Source organism: Cytobacillus solani (assembly GCF_001420595.1).
Classification (GTDB): domain Bacteria; phylum Bacillota; class Bacilli; order Bacillales; family Cytobacillaceae; genus Cytobacillus; species Cytobacillus solani.
In genome coordinates, this window is sequence record NZ_LJIX01000006.1 from 2,691,891 (window position 1) to 2,713,375 (window position 21,485).

Sequence of the window (21,485 nt, forward strand, 5' to 3'; positions counted from 1 at the left end):
ATCATTCCCTTTTCTTTATAAAAAAATCAAAAAAGCCAGAATGCTGACGTTCTGGCTTTTTAACTTGCACTAATCTCCTTTTGATGAATGGACAAAAATACTTCTTCTAACGATTTGCACTCGTGGTCACGATATATACAGTCCAAAGTTCCAAATGACTTAACCTTTCCATTAAATAAGATTAATACTTTATCTGCGATTTCAATGGCATCTCTCATAATATGGCTGCTAACAATCACCGTTTTCTGCTGTTTTTTCAATGTTTGAATGACTTCTTTAAATTGAATGACCCAATACGGATCCAAACCGTTCGTCGGTTCATCTAGGATATAAATATCTGTATTCGCTAATAGGCATTGGGCTAAATTTAACCGCTGAGACATCCCTTTAGAGAACCCTCCAACCCTTTGATTACGTTTCTCCCATAAGCCAACATCTACTAGAACTTCTTGAATTCTCACTTTTGGTGTGTTCAAAAATGTCCCATAATAATTTAATATCTCAATAGGGGTAAATTCGGGAGGAAAATTCATTTGGTCAGGCATATAGGCAAATGGCTTCTTCTTTTCCGAGTGAAAAACGACCTGGCCAGTAGATGAATTTTCAATGCCTGTTAAGATTTTAATCATTGTACTTTTTCCAGCACCATTCCCGCCGCATAATACAATGCATTCTCCTTTATTTATTGTAAGATCTACAGGGGCCAAGGCTATTTTGTTTTTATATTTTTTTGAAATATTCTGCAGCTCTAAAATCATATTAAACACCCCTTTTTTTCAATAAATAAGTGGATGAGGCAATGGTTAGAAACAGTAGAATGATTATCGATAGGAAAAGAGCACCAGTTAGCATGCCATTGTCTGCCCATTTTTCTATCATTAAATATTCTGGACCAAATACATATTCTGCATTTAATTTTGATATTGACCACACACGAATGGATTCCACAGGGTTTAGTAAGATGAGTGAGAATAGACTCCCTAGCTTCATTGAATAAGGGATCCAATCGACAATCGAAAAGATGACAAATTCATAGACAAATACAACAATACTCCAGAAAAATAACGCAAAGGATAAACCTTGCATTCTTGTTTTGCTGACTGCTCCGATGAATAAAGCTGCTGCGGAAAATACGACGATGAGCAGCATGTTAACCGCCATAAAAACAAGATAGATCGATCCTTCAAATGATTTACCTATCAGAGATAGAATGAGACCAAATGAGCCGTATGAAATCCCCATTACAACAAATAATGATAAGACTAAAGAAACAAACTTGCTACACATATAATGCCAATACGAAACCTGATAGGTCTTAAACAATGAAAACCTGCCACTCTCCTTATCAGCAATGATTGAATTTGCTCCTAGTATTAAACAGATGATTGGAATAAGCCATAAGGATAAATTGATTAACATCGCAATGGATCTATTATATGCCGATTGGTTCACTTCTTCTGATGAGCTAACCTCTTTCTTAATCTCTTTTAATCCATACCATTCCGGATTCACATTCATCGTCTCAATATTTGTATTAACTGATTCTAATCCATATGTGGTTTCTACAGGATCTGATTTAATCGATTGTAAACCGTAAAAATATAGTAATACAGATAAAAATAGAAATAATATCATGAAGTTTAAAAGCCACTTACTGCGTAATAATAGTTGTAATTCGTGCTTTACCATTGATAATAGTAATGTAGGCTTCATATCCATTGCCTCCTAATCGGTTGACCATCATCCTTTACCTAATGACCGTGTTCCATACCTCCAGACTTAAAGCTTTTCATATCTGCTTTTAATAGCTCCTCTTTCGAATACATATCACAATCATGTTTTTTTTGGAATTGAGAAGCTTTTTCTTCGGATTCGAATCCTGCAATTCCATAACTCATTGGACTTTCAATGGACGTACCTTGGACAAAAGTACTTTTATCAAAATCTATCCATTCCTCTGTTTCGAAATCATGAATAAATGCTGCTTCATATTTAGGGCTTTTCTGCTGTAGATAATTAATCATACAGCCAATATCATCAAATAAAAGTGGTTTTCCATCCTCTAAAATAATTTGTGCGGCTGATTTCAGCTCCTCAATACCCATTTTACATTCAGCACATGATTCCTCATTTGCCTTTATTTCAACTGGTGCAGCAGCCTTCGACTGGCAGCCTGCTAATAAAAGTATAAATCCAATCATTAGCATCAACACTTTACACTTCATGCTTACCCCTCCCCAACTTCAAAAGAATTGAAAGACTTCCAATTAAAACAATAAGAAAGGTGACAATCTGCATTACATTAAATGTAGCATTTGAAATAACCGCTTCCTCAGAATTTCCTTTATTCCAGCTAACTGGTGCAGGCTTAACAAGCGGAGATTCATCAATAACAAAGGAATCAGATGGCATCGGTGTGTACTGCTCAATCATATTCCATAGCTCCACTGCTGGACTTTGATAAAAAATGCTTAAATAGGGCTCCTCGCTCGTCATATTATAAAAAACATCTCCGCTTTTGTAAGCATAATCAACGAGCTCGTCATTATTCAAATTAAGTGAGCCATGATCATCAAAATAGTTTCCGTAATTATCCTGAGTAAAAAGATTTGTATTTTCCTGATCTGAAATGATTTGCCTTGTATTATGATAAAAATTATTTAAATAAATCGTATTCTCATCCGAAGCTTCTCTCAATTCCAGCCCTGTGTGATTTCCGATAAAGGTATTAAACTCGAAAGTATTGCGCTTCGCATTTTCAAGCAAAATCCCCTTAAAGTTCCCTTGCATTATATTAGAAGAGATTTTCGAATCAAAGGTATCAAAGATAAACATGCCTGCTCCATCAATCTTCGTATTTAAATAGAAAGAATTAGCCACGATGGATATTTCATTACTCTGCATAATCATTAACCCATTTACACTTTCCCTGACCTCATTCTGTGCAATGAGTACAGTTCTTGAATCCATCGTGTGTACACCATACCTTGCCCTTACCATTTGATTCCCTCTAATTTCACAGAAATTGGAATACGAAACATAAATACCATCCTGAGTATCATAAATAAAGTTGCTTGTAGCCACAGAATTCGGTGCTTTTACTAAATAAATCCCATACCCTTTATGATTGCTGCTTCCTTTAAAACTAGTTATCACATTATTCTCCATCCGATGCCCATAGCTTTCCTTAGCATAAATTCCATGGAAAACATCTTGGATGATATTTTTATGGATAAAGGAACGATTTCCTTTCACATATATTCCAGCATTTTGTGATCCACTGCCTTCAATTTGAAGACCTTCTACTGTCACATCATCCGCTTCAATCGTTAGGACATTTCCGCTTCCAGGACCAATCAGTTTTGCCCCTTCTTCTCCAATTAAATGGACGGGTTTACTAATCGTAAAAGCTCCTACATACTCTCCTGCCTCTAACTTTATGACTCTGTTTTCACTCGTATTTGCTAATGCCTCTTGCAGCTCATTCCCATCCGTTACTGAAACTTCTTCAGCATTTGCCTTACCAATAAAAATGAACCAAACGAGCACGATAAATATTCCAATCTTCTTATACATGTGAGCTTCACCTGCCCTGCACATTTCCACCATATAAAAGGGCAGCATTCCCAATTGATCTATTTTTTATCATTCAGGGAAAGTACTGCCCATTAATTTGTCAAAAAGGGTTCACTTTTGTATTGTTTTTATATATAATATGTGTGTGTTGTTTTTATGAAAATTTATTAATGGCCCATTGTTGCCGTGCCGTCATCTTCTCCAGTTTCAGTCACCTTTAAGATAGCGACGGCTCCTTTTTGAGCATGGTTGAATTGATGTGTTAGAATTGAATAGCTGCCTTCACGTGTAACTGTAAATTCTACAACTGCTCCACCACTAGCTGGAAGCATAACTGTTTGAAGACCTTTCATATGATTAAATGGATTGCCGTCCATATATACATCATCGAAGACAGTTCCAACTACATGGAATGAGCTTACTTCATTCGGACCTACGTTATTAACATAAATTCTAACCTTGTCACCAACCTTAGCTAGTAATGGTTTATCTTTAAGGCTAAATGTATCACCATTTGTGTTTTGGTCGCCTTCTTTCAATGCTTTTGTAGACATGACCACATGACTAGGAACACCATTTGTAAAGTCTTCTAAATCATTGTACTTATACCATTCATTTTGAACGATAACAAATTCTCTATCGATATCTTTATCTGTCGGATACCCAGCTTTTGGTTTAACAATGATTGTTCCATGCATACCATTCGCAATATGTGATAGTACTGGTGATGTTCCACAATGATACATAAAGACACCTGGTTTATTTGCTGGATAGCTGAATGTTCCTGTTTCATCAGGCTCTACATTTGTGAAGTCCTTTGAAGGTGATGCATGTACAGCATGAAAGTCCATGCTATGCGGAATGGCTGGATCCATATTTTTTAGTGTGAAGTTAATTGTATCTCCTTCATTTACTACTACTAATGGCCCTGGTGCCTCTCCATTAAAAGTCCATGCCTTGTACATTTTTCCTTTATCAATTTCAATATCAGTTATTTGTGAAGTCATTTCCACGTTTACTTCGTTCGGGCCAACTCGCTCCATTTTTAATGGAATTGGTTTTTGATTCAGCCCTTGATGCGGCTTAATTACTTCTACCTCACCTTTTTCTGCTGCCAATACCTTTTGTTCCATATCCTTGTTGTTTTTTGAATCTGCTGCTTGTTGGTTGCATCCTGTTAAAAGTCCAATGCCTAAAGCGGAAGTAAGAAGAATTTTTACACCTTTATTCATTTGTGTTTCCCCCTCTTTTTAATTTCCTTTCATACTTTTATAATAATGACATTCCGCATCCAAATAGGTGATTTTTCTCACATAAGCATATAAATGTGTGAAGGATTTGTGAAGAAGTGTGTAATCAAGTGATAAAGGTTGTTTTGTTCTGAAATTATTGCGAAAATATTTCTAACCTGATCGATAAAGGAGGAACTTGTCTAGTTTCAGCCTTCCTATCTACTCGATTTCTTTAAGTCTGAACATTTAACATAAAAAAGGTACGAAAACCTCCATCATGGTTTCGTACCTTTTTCTTTGCTAAGACGATTTTGTATACCTTAAAAGCGATTGTTGTCCCTTATTTTCCTACAGATTACTTCTCTTTTTTCTTTTGTACGATAGCTAATTCATCAACGAGCTTTTCTGCAGCTCTACGATAAAGATTACTCATATTTGCAAGGGAAGCTATCATTAATATTTTTTGAAGATCTTCTTTTTCAGGATCTTCGAGCAAATCGATTTCATTTTTGACAACGATTGATTTTGCGACTATGTCCTCATTGAAGTTTTCGATATTTTTGCTTGCAACATGCAGATAGCTTTCATAAAAACCGTCTAGATGAAATTGATTCATACTCGTTTTTTCATTAATTTTAAAAAGTGTCTCCTTAATATCATTAATAGAAAGTACCCCTTTTAATTGATAAATGAGACTTATTAAAATGAGATGTTCTTTGGAATATTTTTTGTTCTTGATTGGGAAAAACAATTTGCCTTTAGCATAATTATTAATCATCGTTTTTGTTAGAACCTTTTCATCTTCATTCCGTTTAGAGTTGCTGAATTTATTTTCAAACAATTGGATGACCTGATCCATGTATAAATCGATTTGCGGAATCTCTTCTAATGTAATTTGATTATTTAAGCCAAGTTTATCTATCATATCCTGTATTTGATCCATTCTATTCCCCTACTATAATATTTATTAATTTAATATTACTTAAAAAAAAGGGTTATGTAAATGTTGACTACTTGATAGAATGGTTATATGATTATAAGTAGTTATCAATACTACATCAAACGCTAATAGGGGGATTTACTTATGAATTCTTATATTCGAGAGCCAATTAATGGACTGACCCATCTCGCTGGCGCCATTCTTTCTTTCATTGGGTTGTTAGCTATGGTCATTAAGGCTTCTATGACAACCTCATCTGCACTTGCCATTACAGCAGTAATCATTTTTGGAATTAGCATGATACTGCTTTATTCAGCTTCGGCAACCTATCATATGGTCATTGCTAAAGACAAAGTAATCGCATTTTTAAGAAGGCTTGACCATTCCATGATTTTCATATTAATTGCAGGCTCGTATACACCATTTTGCTTGATCAGCTTAAACGGAGTAACAGGGTGGTTATTATTTGGAATCGTTACGGCAGTAGCCATCTCTGGCATATTATTTAAAATGATCTGGTTCAACTGTCCAAGATGGCTTTCAACTGCTCTTTATATTGCAATGGGCTGGATTATTATATTTGCATTCTCTCCACTTTCAGAATCATTAAGTTCCCCTGGTCTGTTTTTATTAATTTTTGGAGGGGTTCTTTACACCATTGGCGGAGCCATTTATGCAATAAAACCTAAATTTTTGGAGTTCAAACATTTCGGCTTTCATGAAATTTTTCATATTTTTATTATGCTTGGCAGCCTCGCCCATTTTTTAAGTGTTTTCTTATACGTGATATAGTAAAAACCGTTCTGCGCTAATAAGCAGAACGGTTTTTTTTATTGCATATTAAATAGTGCGGCAAAGATTACTGCAAAGAACAAAATAATTATAATGACAAGGATAATATATAGAACAACAATGATCCATCCTAATACTTTTCTTCCAGTAACAATCAGGTATATACCAAGGCCTAGCAATCCTAAAATAAAGCCGAGAATCCCCCATAATACAGGACTTTTATTATGCTTAGGTGCATCTATTACTAAATAAATCGTCACAGCTACACTAATAAGTAACCCTAATGAAAATTCCATCTAGGTCCCTCCTTTTGCAGAATGATTCCACAATTTAATATTATACTATTTTTACCGAATTATTACATTGGATTTTTAGTTCAGAATTCTTTTGATAAATTTTAATCCATTTTTCATTGTTGGGTATCGAAAGGGAAGATCAAACATGGTTGTTTGTTTTAAAATACTTTTTTCATGGGTAAATACATCGAAGCTCCCCTTACCATGATACGCGCCTATTCCGCTTTCTCCTACTCCGCCAAATGGCAAATAAGGGGAGCTAAGGTGATAAACGGTGTCATTAATACAGCCCCCGCCAAATGAAATCTCGTTCAATATTTTTTTCTGTATTTTTTCATTTTCTGTAAAAATATATAATGCAAGTGGTTTATGTCTACTTTGAATCTCACTGATAATCTTCGGCAAGGATTCATAATCCATCACAGGCAAAATCGGCCCAAATATTTCATCCTGCATCACTTCATCATTCCAGTGAATCATATCTAATATCGTCGGTTCGATGGTAAGTTTGGTTTCATCATATTTCCCGCCAAGATACTGTTCGCCATTATTTAGAAAGGATATTAGCCGCTTAAAATGCCTCTCACTTACTATTTTTGTAAATTGACCGGAATCAAAAATATTTTCACTATATAGGTCATGAATAGCCAGTTTTAGTTCATGTAAAAATTCATTCTTCACACGACTGTGTACATATAAATAATCAGGTGCTACACAAGTTTGTCCTGCATTTGTAAATTTGCCCCAAGCAATCCTCTTTGCTGCTAATTTCAGGTTTGCATCTTCATGAACAATACACGGACTTTTTCCTCCTAACTCAAGGGTAACTGGAGTTAAATTTTTTGCAGCTGCTTGCATAACTACCTTTCCAACGGACACACTGCCTGTAAAAAAGATATAATCAACCTTTTCATTCAGCAAAGCCGTGCTCACCCCAACACCGCCTTCAACAACAGCAATATACTCTTCAGGGAAATTTTCACTAATCAGTTTGTCTAACAAAGCAGATGTATTCGGTGTTAATTCCGAAGGCTTCAAAATTACACAGTTTCCAGCTGCAAGCGCACCTGCCAGTGGGGCTATAGCTAATTGAAACGGATAATTCCACGGAGAGATTACTAGAGCAACTCCATACGGTTCTGGATAGATATAGCTTTTTGATCCAAGCGTTGCCAGAGAAGATTTCACCCTTCTCGGTTTGGCCCAAGCATGCAAATGCTTCAGAGTAAATTTTATCTCTTCAAGTACAATTCCTATTTCTGTTAAATACGTATCAAATTCACTTTTGTTTAAATCCTTCTTTAAAGCATCCATCAATTCTTGTTCATTTGTTCGAATAAGACTTTGTAGTTTTTTCAAGGCTTCCAGCCGAAAAGATAGCTCCTTCGTTTTTCCCTGTAAATAGAACTTCCTTTGTTTCTCTATCAAGTCTCCATATTTCTCCACTTTAGCGCCCCCTTTTTCATCATGATTGAATTAATTAAATTGTAGCATTATCCAAGAATGATTAACATTCCTCCGCGAAAGTCTTTACATAACTTCATATAACTGTGGAACACTTACTATTGGGAGGGGTAGCAAATGTTAGGTGATTTACTAAAAAAAACTTTTTCGTCAAATAAGAAGAACAATCCGTTTTATGAAAAATCAAACACAGAAGAAATTCAAATTAAAGAACAAAAAATTCATGCTGACATTGAATATTCAATGTCAATATTTAAAAAAATCTATTCCTTTCCTGATAATAAAGATGTCAAATTCCGAACGTTTCAAATTGGCGGATTGAATAAGCAGGCTTGTCTTATTTCTATTTCAACCATAACCGATATTAAGCTTTTAGATGAATACGCGATTCAACCGTTGCTGAACAATGATAACCCATCATGTAGTATCGAGAATTTATTAGCGGTACAAGCTTTATCTACTGTCGATTGTAATAAGGATGCAATCTATGAAATCAATAAAGGGAATGCTGTATTACTTATTGATGACTACACGAAAGCCTATAGCATCACGGCTGCTAATTTTCAAGGAAGAGATGTAAGCAATGCTGATAATGAAATCGTTCTTAAAGGGCCTAAAGAAGCATTTACTGAAAAGGCAGCGTCCAATATCTCTCTCATTCGAAAAAGAATTAGGGATGAAAACCTTATCGTAGAATCGGCTGTTTTATCTAAACGGACAAATAATGAACTCTTTATTGTCTATATCAAAGATTTAGCAAATGAGCAATTGCTCGACAATATCAAAAATAGGGTTAACTCATTAAATGTAGATTCTGTGCAAAACCTTGCCTTGCTGGAGCAGCATATAGAGGAGAGAAAGCTTTCATTATTCCCATCCATTCTTTATACAGAAAGACCGGATCGAGCTTCAGCTTTTCTCGAAGATGGTTATATTGTTTTGTTAATGGATAATTCACCGGATTCATTAGTGCTGCCAGCTACCTTTTGGTCTTTCTTCCATATTTCTGAAGATCACTATTTAATATTGTTTTAATGATTATCTCACTTTATTCTTTATGATTTACAATTACACTGTGGAGAGATAAAAAAAAAGCAGGTTCTATTGCTGTGTTTTCATTAACAGCGGCGACATTTGTATGTGCCTTACTAGGCGTACTGAAATGATTTCGTTTTATTCTTGACCTCTTCCAATAGAAAAATGAGCAAATTTCTAGTAGAATAGACAATATATTTAGCGACTCTAAATATTATTCTTTATCGGATGCAATTTTACCAGTATCAGCAATTATTCTGGAAAAGTATCCTAAAAACAAGTTTTCATTATAGGAGGAAATCTTTAATGGGTAGTGATTCACGTTCTGAATCTGCAGTAAAACAGCAGATACATACCGAGAAAATATGGACTCGTGATTTTGTTATCATTTGTTTATCTAATTTTTTTATTTTTCTTGGGTTTCAAATGACCTTGCCAACAATTCCATTATTTGTAGAGGAGCTTGGAGGAAATGATCAACTAATAGGGATCGTTGTGGGGATTTTTACTTTTTCTGCCCTTCTTCTACGGCCATATGCAGGGCATGCACTAGAGTCTAAAGGAAGAAGGTTTGTATACCTGACTGGACTTGGAATTTTCGTCCTATCTGTCGGTTCGTTTGGATTTGTTAAAAGTTTAGTTTTCTTGTTTATTATGAGGATTATCCAAGGACTGGGATGGGGTTTTTCAACAACAGCTTCCGGTACAATTGCAACAGATTTAATACCAGCTAAAAGACGCGGGGAAGGGATGGGCTATTATGGTCTTTCAGGAAACTTGGCCCTCGCATTCGGACCGACATTAGGTCTTGCTTTAGTCGGTGTGGTTTCTTTCACCCAGCTATTTTTAATCTGTGCAATTCTTGGCCTTGCTGCATTTTTCTTATCCTCCACGATTCGATATAAGAAAGTTGAGCCGCAGACTGTACAGCTTAAAAAATGGGATATTTACGAAAAAAGTGCCCTCCCTCCATCCATGCTCTTATTTTTTATCACAGTTACATTCGGGGGAATCGCATCCTTTCTTCCCATCTATTCAGCTCAGAAAGGAATCCCTGGTATTCAATGGTATTTCCTCCTCTATGCACTAGCTTTAATGGTTAGTCGAACTTTTGCAGGAAAACTGTATGATCAGAAAGGACATCGTGCTGTTTTCATTCCTGGCGCACTATTAATTATTATTTCTATGATCCTATTATCATGGCTGCCAAACAGTCTATTTCTTTATATTGCTGCGATTTTGTATGGTCTTGGATTCGGGACTGTTCAGCCTGCTTTACAAGCTTGGTCTGTTAAAGAGGCACCTGCTAATCGCAGAGGAATGGCGAATGCAACTTTCTTCTCCTTCTTTGATCTTGGTGTCGGAATCGGTGCGATCATGTTTGGACAAATTGCCCACTGGTTTGGATACAGTGCTATTTATGCTGTTTCAGCAGTTTCTGTACTTTGCTCTATCATTCTTTATCTTGGTATGCTTTCAAAAACTAGGAAAGTTCAAAAGGCCTAGGAGCATTATTTTAAAATCTTCCTCCGCTACAATCTATTCGTCCGGAGGAAGATTTTTTTACTTCATATATATTTATTAAGTTCTGTGCTATTCAACGATTCCTGATTGAATAATATCCATCGTGACCTGTACAGATATTTTTATATCCGGATAGATTTCTTCCCATTTTTCCTTATTCCAATTACGCGTTCGAGAACGAACCTCTTCACCAATGCCTAAAGGATCAATTTCTTTTTCTTGAAATTGTTTAATCATTTCTTCCGAATTACGTTTTATATCCTCTTCAAATGCCTTTTCTAACTCCTTTATCTTACGATCGGTTAATTCCCCATCATTATATTCTCGAATCATTGATTTTAACTTTACTTTTACAGTAATCTCAGAGTTTGTCATTGGTTTTGGAATATGATACTTTCTCTTTGAGCTAATATTAAATATAGAAAGTTTAGTTTTTTCACCCAATTGAATTGCATGAGTATCATTTTCCCCTTTTCGATTCAAGAGAATTTTCAAATAAAAATACATTTTCTCTTCAATTTGATCGACCAATTTATCCTCATCAAATAAACCGATTGCTTTAAGGTTTATTTTGCCATTCTTTTGTTCAATTATAGGAAGCATCGGGTCTATTCCTTCTGCGTAATACTTATATGAAAATTGATGTAAATTCGTTTTATGAATTAAACCTGATTCGATATTTTGCTCGATAAGATTAGATAAAAATATCCCATTATCCATATTTCCATACTGCTTATTTAGCAATTCTTTTGGGCTTCCGTCAACCACTGCAAGATAAACATTTGACCCTACAGATGGATCCCGCTCCAATGTGTCTAATAAATCCTTAATTCCTCTTTCTGCAGTTTTCTTTTCATATAAAGTTACTTCTAGTTTCCCACTGACCAAAGGTTTTTCTGATTGCAAACTAAGTTTATCGCGAACTTCTTTACTTAAAATAGAAGAAGCAACCAATGTTTCATTTTTCACCGATTTATCTGGTTGAAAATTCGGGAAAACTGCAGTAAGCTCTATTTTATCTTCATCAATGTATTCGTAACCCGCTGCTGTAGCCAATTGAATATCATCCAGCACTCTTGCCTTAATATTCATACATCCCGAAAGAAAAAGTAGCATTGTTAGGCAAAGAATTAGGAAATTAGGTACCCTTCTCAAACTTCCCCCTCCTCATTTTAGATAGCAGAAAAGATATTAAGGTGAGCAAAGGAACATAAATGAAGCCTAAACATAATCCTATTAACGACATCGTTTTACTTAACAGAGCAATATCCTCTCTTCCCTGTACTGCTACAGTTACACAAAATAATATACTCAGTATTACGATTACCACTCTTTTTGGCTTTAAATTAAAAATTTTTTGAATGCCTTTTGTTGAAGCCCAAACAGATAAACAGATATTTGGAAGAATGATCAAAGCCCATGATGTAATACCAATGTACTCAAACCTTTCTACAAATGGCATTTCAACAATTTTCCATAATGATAAGGTTGCCCAAATTTGCCTACTTACTTGCTTCTCACTAAAAAATCCAATAGTGATGATTAAAATGAATAAATAAATGACCATCGTTAATAAATTCCCTAAATGCGCCCACTTTTGCGATTTTTTTGGGTGCTTAATATATGGATAATACATGAGCAAGGTTGAAAACCCTAAATATCCTATAATCATATCTTTAATAGAAAAAGTGATATCCTTAATGGAGTGGTTCCAAATGGGCAGCAAATTCCGAAAATGTGCAAACTCGATTGGGAATAGAAATGTAAAAAATAAATAAAATGGAATGCATACACCTAAAAAGCTAAGACCAGTAACAACGCGGAAACCACCAGATACACAATAATAGACAAGAATAATAAAGATCAGACTAAACATGTAAATATTTATTGTAGGAAACATCCATACCTCAACAATTTCAATATAATTTCTTAAAGTTACAATTCCTATCAATAACCAATAAATAATCCATATTAAGCTTATGAAGCTGCCAACCCACTTTCCAAATATATCCTTTTGAATCTGTACAATATCCTTCTGATGTCTGTTAAGTAGTAGATACATTAACCAAATAATGAAACTTACCATCATACCCGCAGCTAAAACAACCATCCAAGAGTCATTCCCAGCGGACTTCATAATGACCCGCTGGAATCCTAACACGCCAATCCCAACTTGAACAGCATTAATGATAAAGAAAACGAGAAAAGGTGATATTTGCAGTTCTTTTGTTTCCAAATCAAACACACGCTCCCTTTCTCTATCCCTTTATATGTCATTCTTTTCTTTTGCTTTCATTGGATCAAATCGCATCGTATCTTCCGTTTGCTCAAGGATTGGCCTTTTCGTTTGCTTTGAAAATGGCAGGCGGATAAGAGAATCCTTTAAATCCTGAACTCTAAGGGGATAAAATGGTTCAAGAAACGGTCTCCCAAGTGAAGATAATCTTAATAAATGAATAAGAAGGAAACAAAAGCTAATTGCAACGCCTAATAAGCCGATATAATGCGCCATCAATAAAAAGGGGAAACGAATTAATCGGATCGTATTGCCCATTTGGTAAACAGGAGTAGTGAAGGATGCTAATGCCCCCAAGGCAACAATAATTAATAAAACATTACTTGTTAAACCTGCTTCTACCGAGGCTGTCCCAATAACAATACCGCCAACGATACCAATTGTCTGTCCAACCTTTGTAGGGAGTCTAGCTCCTGCTTCCCTTAATAATTCAATCGTCAATTCCAGTACAAGTGCTTCCATGATCGGAGGCAATGGAATCGCGCTTCTTGAAGTAATTAATGTACTTAACATGTCTTTAGGAATTAATTCATAATGATATGTAAGAACTGCGACATAAATGGGCGTGACTAAAATAGAAAATAAGACGGCAAAAAATCTCACTAAACGGAAGAAAGAGGCGACCGTCCAATTTAAAAAATAGTCTTCAAATGCAGAAAAAAATTCAAAAAAGGTTGTCGGTCCAATTAAGCCGTGAGGAGCACCATCAACTAAAATGGCAACCTTCCCTTCCCCAAGCACCGAAGCAATCCGATCTGGACGCTCCGTATCGATTAATTGCGGAAATGGCGAATTTTGATTGTCCTGTATTAACTGTGTAAGATAAGAACTATCATTAATTTGGTCCACCTGTAGCTCTGATAACCTTTGAATAACTGTATTCACGTTCTCTTTATTCGCGATTCCTTCAATATAAAGTACAGAAACTCTCGTTTTTGATATTTTTCCAATATGTAATTCCTTTATGATTAACTCTGGCAATGGCAATCTTTTTCGAACGAGGTTAATATTCGTATCAAGTGATTCTACAAATGCCTCTTTCGGACCTACAACACTAAATTCCACCTCGGGAATGGCTACTTGACGTGTTCTTTCAACACTTGCTTTTGCAAGACCCATTTGGTTTAAATTATTTACATCAAAAATGATTACATGACCTCTTAACAATTGATCCTGAATTATTGTTGTATCCTTTTCAAGGGTTACTTCTTCTATGGGAATGACATTAGGCAAGGAAGTAATAACTTCCAACTCTTTTAAGTAGGGCATAATATCCCGATGCAAAATTTCTGTATCTATTAAAGATGTGTAATATCCTATACAAAGCGTTGATGACCTTGATGCATACGTAAATTGCGTAAATTCGTCAGATTCCGATAATTGCTGCAACAAAACTTGGAAAGAATCATCCTTTTTAGGATCCTTTTCATTTTTGTCTAATTTTTTTTTATTCCTCCAAATTCTCATCTACAAATCACCCGTTTAAAAATAACAAAATGAGTACCTATTTTCATAATTTACAAGAAGCATTTAAATTATACGCTTTTTCTTTTTTGTTCCTAATATTTAAGAAGGCAGAAAGCATCTCAACAGAAATACCACTTGAGTTAAGAAAGCAATTATTCAATTTGAGAGAATTAGTATTGCTGCAAAAAAATTGTACTACAAATGAAGGAGCGGATGTTTTGCGAGAAGCCATATCAGTCTTTGCTGGGCACGGGGTAATGGAGGAATTTTCATCATTGCCGCGAATATTCAGAGACGTTGTTGTGAATGAGCAATGGGAAGGACCGCGAAATCTTCTATTGACGCAAATCTTCCGTGATATTCAAAGAGTATCGGATTGGTATTCTCCTGCTGAATTTGTTGCGAGTATTTTAGATGGTACATCAGAGGAGAAGAAATATAAGTTTAGCTTACAGCTGGAAGATTTATTACAAAGACCTGTACTAGGTGAGGTTAATGATGTTTCAATTGACGCAGCCATAGAATGGGATGATTTTTGCTCATCCATTTTCAAGGTTTATCAGGAAATTGCCTTAAAGGAAATTGAATAAACGAAAATGAAGAAGTCGTCCGTCTTAAATATCGATTACTTAAAATGGACGACTTTCTTATTTAAGTAATTGAAATTGGCGGCAAGGTATGGCCTGTTTCAAGCAAACTCTTTAAATTGCTTAATATTGCAGGCCATCCATTGTTAAATCCTTCAAACGTATCTTCCTGCTCCACCATATCACTCGAAACCAGGTTTTCATGTTTTAAAGTAAATTTAACAATATTATCCATCGATGCTAATTTAAACGTTACAATAGTGGGTTCGTCACGGATGGCTTTATCATTTACATACGTCCATGTAAAAGAAAGCAAACGCTTTGGCTCACAAGTAAGGATTGTTCCATAGTCACAAACTGTCCCATTTCTAGAATAAGTAACCTCTGACCCCACTTGCCAATTTGATTCAATCTTACTGCCGAAGAAATACTTCTCCGTCATTTCTCCTTCAGTAAGTGCATGCCAAAGTTTTTCAGGAGTTGTTGCAATATAAGTCACATAAACAAATGATGGGTTAGTCATGTGTTCCCTCCTCATAAAGGTTCCTTATATTTCTATTTAGTTTAACCATTCTGTTTTTTAAGTTTGCAATGATGAAATCAGCTCCTGATTTGTAAAGTCCCTTTTAAATTCAACTTACTTATTTATTTTTCCTGCTTAATTGATTTAAATTAATTTTGCTGATTTATAAAATATTAAGTTGACTCATGATTTTATGAATGCTATATTTTATTTATTCTAAAAAAAGGTGTGGGGATTTATGTCGGGAGTAGGTATCAACTAATTTAGTTGAATAAGGTTTTAATAACTGGTTTAGCCAGTTTATTAAGTCTGCCTTTTTTCACAATGTGTTTCATTGTGAATGCCTACCTTAAGACTGCTTCCTTTTCCATATATTCGTGTAACATTAAGTATGTTATGACGAAAAGCATGGCGGGATTTGTCCTGTCATGCTTTTTTGCTTCATTCCCCTTATTGTTGACGATATTTATGCTTTGTTTCATACAAAGCAGATGCCCGCAGGAGCTTTCTACCCAAATAACAATTTTTTTACGTTATTTGGAAAGGTAGGAGAGTTTTTGCGGGCATTTTTTTATATCTAAGACGATACAATGGAGGCAAATATGAATACAATGACTTTTGAAAAATTACAATATCATGAGCTTAAAGAAATCGTGAAAACTTTTTGCAGCAGCAGTCTTGGTAAGGAATTAATTGATAAACTTCACCCAAGCACAAACATGAAAGTTGTAAGAACCCGATTAAACGAGACAACAGAGGCACGGAATTTATTGAATGCCGAAAGCCATCTTCCATTAAAAGGGATTACAAATATCGGCAATCACATCGAAAAGCTAGAAAAAGGCATGATGTTAAGTCCATCAGAGCTAATCGCGATTTCTGACTTTTTAAGAGGCTGCAGAAACATTAAGAAGTTTATGGCGGACAAAGAATTTTTCGCTCCGATTTTGCACTCTTATGCGCACTCAATGACTGAGTTTAGGGGGATTGAAGATGAAATTAATTTCTCGATTAAAGGAAACAGCGTGGACTCGGAAGCAAGTAAAGAGTTAAAACGAATTCGCAATCACATATCAAAGACGGAAGAAAAAATTGAGGAACGCTTAAATAAATTTCTTAGAAGCAGTGCCAACAAAGAATGCATTCAAGAATTTTTTATAAGTAAAAAGGATGACCGCTTTACGATTCCTATAAAAGCCTCGTATAAAAACAAAGTGGCTGGTTCGATTGTAGAGGTTTCTTCTAAAGGATCCACTGTGTTTATCGAGCCTGCATCCGTCTCAAAATTAAATGCAGAATTAGCTGTTCTTAAAGCCGAGGAAGCCATTGAAGAATATCAGATTTTAGCTACCCTTTCAGGAATAATCCTTGAAGAGATTCGGGCAATTAGGATTAATATTGAATTAATAAGCCAGTACGATATGATCTTTGCTAAAGCTAAGTTTAGTAAAAGCGTGGATGCCATTGAACCTAAATTGAATAATCATGGATATATCAAACTGGTAAAGTGCAAACATCCTCTATTACAAGGGAATATTGTGCCTCTAGACTTTGAAATTGGGAAGGATTATCGCAGTTTAATCATTACTGGTCCAAATGCAGGCGGAAAAACGATCGTTCTGAAAACAATTGGGATCTTATCACTAGCGGTTATGTCAGGTTTTCACATCACAGCTGATGAAGGAACAGAGCTTGCCGTATTTGACCATATATATGTTGATATCGGAGATAATCAAAGCATTGAAAATTCACTAAGTACCTTTTCATCACATATGAAAAATCTTTCAGAAATATTAAAAGCATCAAATAATCATACACTGCTGCTATTTGATGAAATAGGAAGTGGAACAGAACCAAATGAAGGTGCTTCCTTAGCCATCGCTATTCTTGAGGAATTTTACAAGAAAGGTTGCATCACCGTTGCAACCACACATTACGGAGAAATTAAACGATATTCAGAGATTCACAGCGATTTCATGAATGCCGCGATGCAATTCAATAGTGACACACTTGAACCTTTGTATAAACTAATAATTGGGAAATCTGGAGATAGCAATGCACTGTGGATAGCGAGGAAAATGGATATCCCTGAGCATATTTTGCAAAAGGCACAGCAATATATAAACAATAAGAAATACGATTTAGAACGAGTAAAAGATAGTAAAATACGCAAAAACAATGAAGAGACATTTGAAGAGGCTGCCGATTATGATTTTGAAGTTGGAGATAAAGTGAAGTTAACAGAATATGATGATTTTGGGATCGTATACAAAAAGAAAGATTCATTTAATCATGTAGCTGTCCTTTATAAAGAAGCATTCATAGAGGTAAATGCAAAAAGATTGGAGCTTGAGATAAAAGCTAGTGAATTATACCCGGATGGATACGATATGAATTTATTATTTGTCAGTTATGAAGAACGGAAATTCCAGCGAGATATAGAAAGAGGCTCAAAAAAAGCATTGAAAAAAGTGAATGCAGAGATAAAAAATCGAAAAAACAATAATTAGTAGGATGCCTAGCTTCCTCGCACTGAATATTTTAGTGACCAGTATTTCCTTTTACTGTTAATACTGGTCACTAAAGAATATTCTAGGCGCCCTCTTTTTCCTGTTTATGTAATTTCTGGTCACCGTTTTACTTTTATGAAACCACTTATTCCTTTTATTGTTAATTTGAGGTCCTTTAAGTCTTTTATGAAACTAAATTTCCCTTTAATTGTAATTTTTTTTCTTGTTTACATAATATTATTATAGTCCTCAACCTATTAAGAAAACATTGATTCTACTACTAACCCGTTTCTGCCTTTTGTTGTTACAGCTTGTGAGAGCGAATTTAAAATCGCTTCCTCTGTTGCTTCAGCTGCACCGGCAAATAGCTGGTTCATCAGTGGATGATCCTCTCTAATATGTGTTGTGGTTTGAAGAATGGCTTCGCTATTGTGGGGAATTTTAGTAGCAGTTGAAAAGGCAATGACGATATCCCCGCTGCCATGGCTAAAATGACTGCCCGTTCGGCCTAATCCTATGCCGCATCGTTTAGCAACACGTAATAGCTGTCTGTCACTTAACGGTACATCTGTTGCAAGAACCATAATGATAGAACCATCTGAAGTTTCATCGATTCCTTTCCGGACATCTTTAATCCCACGATACTTTTCAAACGGAAACTCTATCTTCCCGCCAAAATTACTAAGTACCATACAACCGATTGTATATTTTTGATTGCCCTCTTCAATCACTCTAGACGAGGAACCAATTCCCCCTTTATACCCAAAACAAACCATACCTTTCCCCGCACCGACTGCCCCCTCCAAAGAGATATCCGCAGTTGCAGTCTGTATCGCTTCAATCGCATGGTTTGGCTTTACAGGAAATTCCCTAATTGAATTTAACTGACCATCATTGCATTCGCCAACGACAATATTTATTGTACCTGTTGTATCACCGATCTCAAGGTTTTCTTGAAGCATATACTCTAAAGTGCCCTGTGTTACTGCAGAAACTCCAAACGTATTTGTTAGCATAATTGGTGATTCAAGCACACCTAACTCATTCACTTGGACAAGACCTGTTGTTTTTCCGAACCCATTTAGCACATAGCTTGCTGCAATAACTTTTTCTTTAAAGAGATTATCCCCATGAGGCAGAATAGCGGTCACTCCTGTGCATGCATATTCTCCTTCATCCAAAGGATAGTCCAAGGTTACATGTCCAACTTTTACTCCTTGTACATCAGTAATGCAATTCTTTTTTCCCGGTAAAAGAGTTCCAATTGTTATTCCGCGATTTCTTATCTTCACATGTATTTCCCCCTATTTTCCACTGTCATATCCTGATTCCTTTTAAATTTACGATATATCTCTTCATAAGCACCTGAACCGAGCACAACACCAAACAATATAAGGATAAAGCCCAACATATGTGTGATGGTAATATTCTCTCCTAAAAAAAACGCTGCCCCTACTAGTGCGAAAAAAGGATTTAAATTTAGAAACATGGAAGCCTCCGCTGCTCCTACTTTTCCTATGGCACTGTTATAGACCATATGACCGATTGCTGTTGCAATATTGGCGGAAGCAAAGAATACAGCCCATAGACTGATAGAATGATTAGCCATGCTCGCTAAACCTTCAGGCTCCACAAATAAACTGATCACAAAGAGAAGAACAGCACCCATTAACAGCATATAGCCAGTCATTAGCCTAGGATCCAATGTCTCTGATCCCTTTTTGATAAGGATAAAACTGGCTGCCTGTGCAAGGATAGAAATGAATATGTAAATATCTCCTATTGAAACGCCATCAATCCCGCTGCTGCCTTGAAACACAATAAAAGATACACCGGCAAGTCCTAATACAATGCCTATGACACGAATGCCTGTTAGAACATTTCCCAAAAAATGACAGCCAAAATAGCTGTTAACAGTGGGCCAAGTCCAAGGATCAATCCTCCATTCGTAGCAGTGGTCTGTGTAAGACCAGTCGATAAAAAATACTGGTGGGCAACCACATTAAATAACCCTCCAAAAAAGACATAAGGGAATTCCTTTTTTGTAAGCATTCGAACTTTCTTAATCGAAAAAAGAATAAGGAATACAGTAATCCCAGAAACAAAAATACGGAGTGCTGTCATTGTTACAGGCATGAAATTTTCGACTAACATTTTAGTTGCTGTGACATTGAATCCCCATGCAACCATAACAAAAAACAAAATAAAATAGGTCTGCTGTTTTTTCAATCGAGTCACTTCTTTCATCAATCACATTTGCTTACATTGCTTGCTTTTTTTTTACCATACTTGTTCGATTAAAATAACGATCCATCATCAACCCATAAATGGATGCCAATACTTGCTGAAAGAGCATGCCAATAACGACCGGAACAGCGACCTGAGGAGGAAAGTAGGAAACAGCAATAACAGCCCCTGCACTTATATTCCTCATCCCACCGGTAAAAGTTAAAGCAATGACTGTTTCTTTATCACACTTACACCATTTTCCTATGAAAAAGGAAAATAAATAACCAGTAAAGGCAATGCAAAAAACAGTTATAGTTATAATGACTAGTTTTATATTCACTTCCTGCAAATACGGAGCAACCACAGCCCCGTTTAAAATAACTACTAGACCCATACCAATTTTCGAAAATGGAGCTAACCGAGGACTCCACACATCCTTTACCTTCCCCTTTGTCCATTGATTCAAGAACATGCCTAGAATTGATGGAAGAACAATCATGCCAATTAAGCCTTTCATCATGCTGAATACATCCATTTCTATTTTTTCACCGACTAAAATAGATAAAGTAAATGGCACGATAAATGGAGATAGGAATGTATCAATTAAAATAATGGCTAGAGTAAAAGGAATATTTCCTCTGTAAATCGATACCCATATAAAGCTTGAAATTCCAGTAGGTATTGCCATTGCTAAAATAAAGCCAGTAATTGTATATAAATCCCCGCTAAATACAATATGCCCTACTCCCCAAGCCCAGGCAGGCATCAATATATGTAAAATAAACAGAACTAAGAACAAGGAGAATGGATGATTCAATGTTTGTTTCAACGAAGAAAAATTGGAACTAAGACTGCCTGCAAAAGTCATAAATGCAAAAATCCATGGAATTAAAAAAGAATAGTCTTTAAAAATACCAGCTAGCAAAACACCTATTACAACACTGGTTGGCGTGATTAACGGCATCATTCTTTCTAGTTGTTTGTTCAGTTTTTGTAACAAGATTTATTCTCCTC

The 21,485-nt window shown here is 35.7% G+C and carries 21 protein-coding genes; 5 read left to right on the plus strand and 16 right to left on the minus strand.

Annotated features, from left to right (window positions below):
- Positions 1 to 59: 59 nt before the first annotated feature.
- The 6 genes from AN957_RS15285 to AN957_RS15310 all read right to left on the minus strand — a co-directional run bounded on the left by AN957_RS15285 (position 60) and on the right by AN957_RS15310 (position 5,751).
- Complete coding sequence (locus AN957_RS15285) at positions 60 to 758, minus strand: ABC transporter ATP-binding protein (protein ID WP_056684970.1); 699 nt, start codon at positions 756 to 758, stop codon at positions 60 to 62.
- A gap of 1 nt (position 759) precedes the next feature.
- Positions 760 to 1,713 carry an ABC transporter permease gene (locus AN957_RS15290; protein ID WP_053476317.1) on the minus strand — a complete coding sequence of 318 codons (954 nt, stop codon included), beginning with the start codon at positions 1,711 to 1,713 and terminating at the stop codon, positions 760 to 762.
- 38 nt (positions 1,714 to 1,751) lie between these two features.
- Positions 1,752 to 2,225: a nitrous oxide reductase accessory protein NosL gene (locus AN957_RS15295; RefSeq protein WP_056684973.1), complete on the minus strand. Its 474-nt coding sequence runs from the start codon at positions 2,223 to 2,225 to the stop codon at positions 1,752 to 1,754.
- A complete protein-coding gene (locus AN957_RS15300; protein WP_053476319.1) occupies positions 2,215 to 3,576 on the minus strand; it encodes a right-handed parallel beta-helix repeat-containing protein in 1,362 nt (453 codons plus the stop codon). Before AN957_RS15300 ends, AN957_RS15295 begins: the two co-directional genes overlap by 11 nt.
- Before the next feature lie 167 nt (positions 3,577 to 3,743).
- Positions 3,744 to 4,808: a multicopper oxidase domain-containing protein gene (locus tag AN957_RS15305; RefSeq protein WP_053476320.1), complete on the minus strand. Its 1,065-nt coding sequence runs from the start codon at positions 4,806 to 4,808 to the stop codon at positions 3,744 to 3,746.
- 355 nt (positions 4,809 to 5,163) lie between these two features.
- Positions 5,164 to 5,751, minus strand: coding sequence for a DUF1836 domain-containing protein (locus AN957_RS15310; RefSeq protein WP_053476321.1), 588 nt, complete (start codon positions 5,749 to 5,751; stop codon positions 5,164 to 5,166).
- 141 nt (positions 5,752 to 5,892) lie between these two features.
- Between AN957_RS15310 and trhA the strand changes: the two genes are divergently transcribed.
- A complete protein-coding gene (trhA, locus tag AN957_RS15315) occupies positions 5,893 to 6,540 on the plus strand; it encodes a PAQR family membrane homeostasis protein TrhA (RefSeq protein WP_053476322.1) in 648 nt (215 codons plus the stop codon).
- Positions 6,541 to 6,578: 38 nt separating this feature from the next.
- Here trhA and AN957_RS15320 read toward each other — a convergent pair whose 3' ends face one another.
- A complete protein-coding gene (locus AN957_RS15320; protein WP_053476323.1) occupies positions 6,579 to 6,836 on the minus strand; it encodes a hypothetical protein in 258 nt (85 codons plus the stop codon).
- A gap of 75 nt (positions 6,837 to 6,911) precedes the next feature.
- Entirely contained in the window at positions 6,912 to 8,282 is a 1,371-nt protein-coding gene (locus AN957_RS15325) for an aldehyde dehydrogenase (protein WP_053476324.1), read from the minus strand.
- Positions 8,283 to 8,417: 135 nt separating this feature from the next.
- Between AN957_RS15325 and AN957_RS15330 the strand changes: the two genes are divergently transcribed.
- Complete coding sequence (locus tag AN957_RS15330) at positions 8,418 to 9,335, plus strand: spore germination protein (RefSeq protein ID WP_056684975.1); 918 nt, start codon at positions 8,418 to 8,420, stop codon at positions 9,333 to 9,335.
- Between the two features lie 306 nt (positions 9,336 to 9,641).
- On the plus strand, positions 9,642 to 10,841 hold the full coding sequence (locus AN957_RS15335) for an MFS transporter (RefSeq protein WP_056684978.1): 1,200 nt from the start codon (positions 9,642 to 9,644) through the stop codon (positions 10,839 to 10,841).
- Between the two features lie 87 nt (positions 10,842 to 10,928).
- On the opposite strand, the gene AN957_RS15340 is transcribed toward AN957_RS15335, so the two are convergent.
- The 3 genes from AN957_RS15340 to AN957_RS15350 are packed head-to-tail and all read right to left on the minus strand — an operon-like array spanning position 10,929 to position 14,622.
- Entirely contained in the window at positions 10,929 to 12,014 is a 1,086-nt protein-coding gene (locus AN957_RS15340) for a Ger(x)C family spore germination protein (protein WP_053476328.1), read from the minus strand.
- The gene (locus AN957_RS15345) at positions 11,998 to 13,095 is read right to left on the minus strand and encodes a GerAB/ArcD/ProY family transporter (RefSeq protein ID WP_172797644.1); all 1,098 of its coding nucleotides are present in this window, start codon (positions 13,093 to 13,095) and stop codon (positions 11,998 to 12,000) included. Before AN957_RS15345 ends, AN957_RS15340 begins: the two co-directional genes overlap by 17 nt.
- A gap of 30 nt (positions 13,096 to 13,125) precedes the next feature.
- On the minus strand, positions 13,126 to 14,622 hold the full coding sequence (locus AN957_RS15350) for a spore germination protein (protein WP_053476330.1): 1,497 nt from the start codon (positions 14,620 to 14,622) through the stop codon (positions 13,126 to 13,128).
- Between the two features lie 176 nt (positions 14,623 to 14,798).
- Here AN957_RS15350 and AN957_RS15355 point away from each other — a divergent pair, with 176 nt between their 5' ends.
- Complete coding sequence (locus AN957_RS15355) at positions 14,799 to 15,212, plus strand: acyl-CoA dehydrogenase family protein (RefSeq protein WP_231690084.1); 414 nt, start codon at positions 14,799 to 14,801, stop codon at positions 15,210 to 15,212.
- A gap of 61 nt (positions 15,213 to 15,273) precedes the next feature.
- On the opposite strand, the gene AN957_RS15360 is transcribed toward AN957_RS15355, so the two are convergent.
- Complete coding sequence (locus AN957_RS15360; RefSeq protein WP_053476332.1) at positions 15,274 to 15,732, minus strand: SRPBCC family protein; 459 nt, start codon at positions 15,730 to 15,732, stop codon at positions 15,274 to 15,276.
- Between the two features lie 602 nt (positions 15,733 to 16,334).
- On the opposite strand from AN957_RS15360, the gene AN957_RS15365 reads away from it, so the two are divergent.
- On the plus strand, positions 16,335 to 18,242 hold the full coding sequence (locus AN957_RS15365) for an endonuclease MutS2 (protein WP_053476333.1): 1,908 nt from the start codon (positions 16,335 to 16,337) through the stop codon (positions 18,240 to 18,242).
- Positions 18,243 to 18,499: 257 nt separating this feature from the next.
- Here the strand turns inward: AN957_RS15365 and AN957_RS15370 are convergent, their stop codons facing one another.
- From AN957_RS15370 to AN957_RS15380, 4 genes are read right to left on the minus strand one after another with little or no spacing between them, the layout of a single operon-like run.
- A complete protein-coding gene (locus AN957_RS15370; protein WP_053476334.1) occupies positions 18,500 to 19,534 on the minus strand; it encodes a DmpA family aminopeptidase in 1,035 nt (344 codons plus the stop codon).
- Positions 19,531 to 20,130 carry a DMT family transporter gene (locus tag AN957_RS29005; RefSeq protein ID WP_342668492.1) on the minus strand — a complete coding sequence of 200 codons (600 nt, stop codon included), beginning with the start codon at positions 20,128 to 20,130 and terminating at the stop codon, positions 19,531 to 19,533. Before AN957_RS29005 ends, AN957_RS15370 begins: the two co-directional genes overlap by 4 nt.
- Positions 20,115 to 20,471, minus strand: a complete 357-nt coding sequence (locus AN957_RS29010) for an EamA family transporter (protein WP_342668493.1) — start codon at positions 20,469 to 20,471, stop codon at positions 20,115 to 20,117. The genes AN957_RS29005 and AN957_RS29010 overlap by 16 nt, the downstream gene beginning before the upstream one ends.
- Before the next feature lie 31 nt (positions 20,472 to 20,502).
- On the minus strand, positions 20,503 to 21,471 hold the full coding sequence (locus tag AN957_RS15380; protein ID WP_056684984.1) for a bile acid:sodium symporter family protein: 969 nt from the start codon (positions 21,469 to 21,471) through the stop codon (positions 20,503 to 20,505).
- Positions 21,472 to 21,485: the final 14 nt, after the last annotated feature.